This window comes from Streptomyces sp. NPDC048415 (assembly GCF_040651675.1).
Taxonomy (GTDB): Bacteria; Actinomycetota; Actinomycetes; order Streptomycetales; family Streptomycetaceae; genus Streptomyces.
Window position 1 is genome coordinate 1 of sequence record NZ_JBEZKJ010000197.1, and the last position, 4,081, is coordinate 4,081.

A 4,081-nucleotide genomic window follows, 5' to 3' on the forward strand; every position below is an offset into this window, starting at 1 on the left:
ACTTGGGGCCCCGACGAGGAACTGACGCACCAGCAGCAGAAGTCATGCAACTTCTAACGATCAACTACTGGCGCAGGACACTAGTGTGATGCGCCAGTAGTTGATCGTTATTTGTAGTGTGACTTCTGCGTCTGGTGCGTCAGTTCCTCGTCGGGGCCCGAAACTGGAGCCGCTGCTGCTCTCTGATGAGGAGCGGGCGGTGTTGGAGCGCTGGACGCGTCGGGCGACATCGGCCCAGGCCGTGGCCTTACGGGCACGGATTGTGCTGGCCCGTGCGGCGGCCGTCGCACCGGAACCGCCCGCCCACAGCGGTCGACGCAGTGGGGGAGGAGCAGGTGCACCTACTCGAGACAGCCAAGCGGATATTCGTGTCCCTGACCGGCTACACCGGCTACGACCGCGACCTGTCGGAGGAGGTTTTCGCTGTCGTCTTGAAGTGCGTCAGTGCCGAGCAGCAGGACGGCTACGTACGGCAGTTGGAGGCCTTCGCCGAGGCCAACCGGGATCACCTGGTGAAGCTGTACTCCCGGGACGGGCCGGTCGGGACATTCGCAGATGAGAGTCGCTGCTACCTGACGCACCAGCCGGAGAGTGTCGTGGGCTCGAGCGTTGATGGCGCTCCTTTAAAGCGGCCATCCCTTGCTCGGGGCGACCCCCACACCTGCCCAGGGGATCTCCCCACCCACAGAGTGTTTTCGGCAGCCCGGTTCTGGCTGCCGGAGATAGCGGACCGGCCGCAGACTTCCTTGAAGGTTGTCAGGGCGCCGGGCAGGTTGCGCAGGTGGATCTTTCCGTCGACCTTGGTCGCGTAGGACTGAATGCACTTCGATCCGGACGAGACCGGGTTCAGGCCTCCTAGGTTGGCGGGCATGCCGCCGCTGTTGTACGAGGCGTTGAACGTGAACTCGTCGCAGTCCGGGGTGTCGGTGCTGGTGTTCATCGCCTCCGGGTCGTAGTTGTTCTTCGCCCAGCTGGCCTCGTCGCAGATGGCGGCACGGTTCTTGCCGTCCCGGCCGCCGGGCAGGTAGTACAGCGGCGTCCCCGCGCTCTGCACGCCGGGGGTCTTTGGCGTGGCGTTCTGGATCAGCCAGACGTGCGCCGCCGCCTGCGGGTTCTTGCCGGCGTTGAACGGAGACGCCCGAAGAGCAGGAGTCGACAGCAGGCAGCTGAGCCTGCCTGTTCGGCGAGATGTGATCGGCTGCGGACGGAGTGAGCGAAGGCCGGGGCCGGGTGATGGCCCCGGCCTTCGCCTTGTCGTGCGGCTGGTCGTCGGTACGGCCGCGAATGCTTCAAGCCGGCAACTCACACCGGGAGCCTCACAAGTGAGTGAATCTGACAGAAAATTGTGTGCCTTAAATCAAGTAAATGGGTGGATTCTGCTATCGTTATGGTTAGTTGAGTGCTCTAGGAGGGTGAGTGAGTCAGCCGCACGAAGAGGCCGCGATGAACGCGACCGAGGCACGGAATGATCTCTTCTCCCTGGTGAAGCGCGCCGAGCGGGAAGGGCGCACCACGCTGATCCACAAGCACCGGGAGCGTGCTCTGCTGGCGCCGCTCGACCGGCTTCCGGCAGCACGGAAGGCCGATGCGTTCCCATCCCACGCGCTGAGTGCGGCGCAGAAGGACTTCGGCGAACTCATCACGCTGGCCGCCCAGGGGCAGCCGGTGGTGCTCCGACGGGGCCGTACCCCGGTCGCGGTACTGCTTCCCGTCGACGCCACGTCAGGTGCCCTCTCGTCCGACACGGCCGCGCACACTGACGCGGTGCCCGCAGGAGGCGCGGTGAAGAGCCCACACGATCAGGACAGCGGCAATGTACCGCGCAGGCTCGCCACGCTGGGCGACGCCATCGGTGCCGTGCTCGCCTCCGGCCCAACCGGCGGCCCCACGTTCGGGCTGCCCGGCCTGGACGCTGCGACTGGCGGTCTGCAGTCCGGCCGGCTGACGCTGGTGGCGGCCGCCCCGAACGTCGGCGGGAGCCTGCTGGGCTTGGCCGCCGCGCGACAGACCGCGCTCGTCGACAACCATCGGGTCCTGTATGCAGCGTCGGGACCGAACCAGGCCGACATCATGCGCCGGATCATCTCCGCGGAAACCGGGGGCGACTACCCGCGCCTGAAGCAGGGCCGCCTCACCCAGCACGAACAGCAGGTGGCCCAGGAGTTGGTCCAGGCGCCGCTGCTGATCGACGACGGCAGCGAGCTGACCGCCGAGGCGATCGCGGAGACCGCCCCCTACGTCCAGGACCTGGCCCTGGTGGTCGTGGACCGCCTGCAGGCCACACACAACGCCCGGCTTCCGCTGTCCGGTGACCGTCTCCCGGACGCCTCCCAGATTCTGGCCTCCCTCGCGCGCACCCTGCACGTACCAGTGCTCGCCATCGTGGACAGCGCCGATCCCACGCTCCTGGGTCTCCTGGACGCCGACGTCATGCTGACGCTCGCACCGACCGAGGACCCCTCCAAGGTCCAGGTGACGGTCGCTGAGCGCGACTTCGGCGCGATCGGCTCGGCGTACCTGAACCCCGATCTGCTGCACGCCCGCTTCCTCGACGCTGGAGCCGCCCCCGTCGGCCGCACGGACGGCGAGGGAACCGCGCGGAGTGTGGGCAGCGCCGTAGAGCGGGAGTTGGCCGAAGCGGCGCTTCCCTACACGTCCGGCGCCCGGCAGGGCCTGCCGGCCTCCGTCACACACGTACTGGCCGCGCTGCGCACCGCGCTGGCCAACGGTGACCAGGAAGCCCTTGACGAGCTCGGGCCGTCCCTGGCCGAGACGGCTGCGGCGCCGCAGCTGCCGGACGACGACGAGGGACGCCGCCTCTCCGCCGCGCTGTACGCCTACAACACCGCCGTGTCCGCCGACACCCCCGGGCAGCCCGCCGCTACCCAGCCCACCGCGGACAGCGGACACATCCTGGATGACGAAGATGACGAAGAAGCCGAGGAAGAGCTTCAGCCGGGGGACGAGGAGGACGAGCCCGAGGGAGCGGTCTTCCCCGCCTTGAAGATCCTCAAGGACGCGGTCGCCCGCTCGAAGATGCACCCGATCAAGGTCATCCGCATCGAGGAGCGGGAGAGCGGTCCGTGGCCGCTGATCAATGAGCACATGGACGGCGAGCCCCGCTGGGTCCACCCCGACGTCACCAGCACGCGGGTGCCCTTCATCCGGGAGAACGGGAAGCGGGTCCGGCGTGACCAGCTCGATGTGCCCGACACGTTCGGCGAGGGGGTGCTGTGCCTGATCGACCGTAATGGCAGCTACCCGTCAGCGTGTTCGGCCGTCCCCCTGGCCCCGAACAAGCTGCTGCACACCGGGCCCCTTGCCGCCTTCGACAAGGCGAGCGCCGGTATCTACCTCATCGATATCCCGGAGTGGAACCGCACAGACATGCCCCACCCTCTGGGGCGGATCATCGACCGGCCCGATGACCAGGGCCGCGTGTGGGTCACCACCCCCCACATCAAGCAGCTTGAGAAGCTCGTGCGCGAAGGCCACCTCGCCGCGATGCCGGTCATCCACGACTCCTGGACCGGGAAGGCCAACGAGTCGCTCTTCAAGCCCTTCTACGAGGCCACCCGGAAGGCGCGTACCGAACTCGTCGAGATCGGCGGCGAGCCGTACAAGGCGTACAAGACGCGGCTGTCCATCGCGCTGCGTCTGCTGTGGCCCAAGCGCAAGGAACAGAAGTCCCCGTTCTGGCGGTCGGACTGGCGCATGAGCATGGTCGCCGAGGCCTCCGTCCGTCACTGGGCGGTTGCCTTCCGGGCCGTCCAGGACGGGCACAAGCTCATCGCCCTGCGCAACGTCGACGCGGCTGTCTTCTGGACGCCCCCCGGCACCCCGCCCGCCACGTACCGGATCGGGACCGGCTTCGGCGAGGTCAAAGCCAAGTTCATCCAGGCGGGCGAGATGATCCCCGAGGGCGACGACTGATGGCCGGGCCCACCGGCCGCGGAGGATCCCTGGGCGCCGCCCTCAATGACCTCCTGCGCGCCCAGGTCACGCCCCGCCATCGGCTGTCGTCGTACAACGCCAAGCACTGGCACGCCCAGCTCAGCCAGCTCACCGGAACCCACCGCGG

At 67.9% G+C, this 4,081-nt stretch carries 2 protein-coding genes and 1 pseudogene; 2 read left to right on the forward strand and 1 reads right to left on the reverse strand.

Annotated elements, in window-relative coordinates:
* Positions 1-163: 163 nt before the first annotated feature.
* Positions 164-277: pseudogene (locus AB0D27_RS45085) on the forward strand (IS630 family transposase); the annotation flags it as partial.
* A 291-nt stretch (positions 278-568) separates the two neighbouring features.
* Here AB0D27_RS45085 and AB0D27_RS45090 read toward each other — a convergent pair.
* Positions 569-1,054: a hypothetical protein gene (locus tag AB0D27_RS45090; protein WP_362521395.1), complete on the reverse strand. Its 486-nt coding sequence runs from the start codon at positions 1,052-1,054 to the stop codon at positions 569-571.
* A 362-nt stretch (positions 1,055-1,416) separates the two neighbouring features.
* Here AB0D27_RS45090 and AB0D27_RS45095 point away from each other — a divergent pair, with 362 nt between their 5' ends.
* The gene (locus tag AB0D27_RS45095) at positions 1,417-3,933 is read left to right on the forward strand and encodes a DnaB-like helicase C-terminal domain-containing protein (protein WP_362521398.1); all 2,517 of its coding nucleotides are present in this window, start codon (positions 1,417-1,419) and stop codon (positions 3,931-3,933) included.
* Positions 3,934-4,081: the final 148 nt, after the last annotated feature.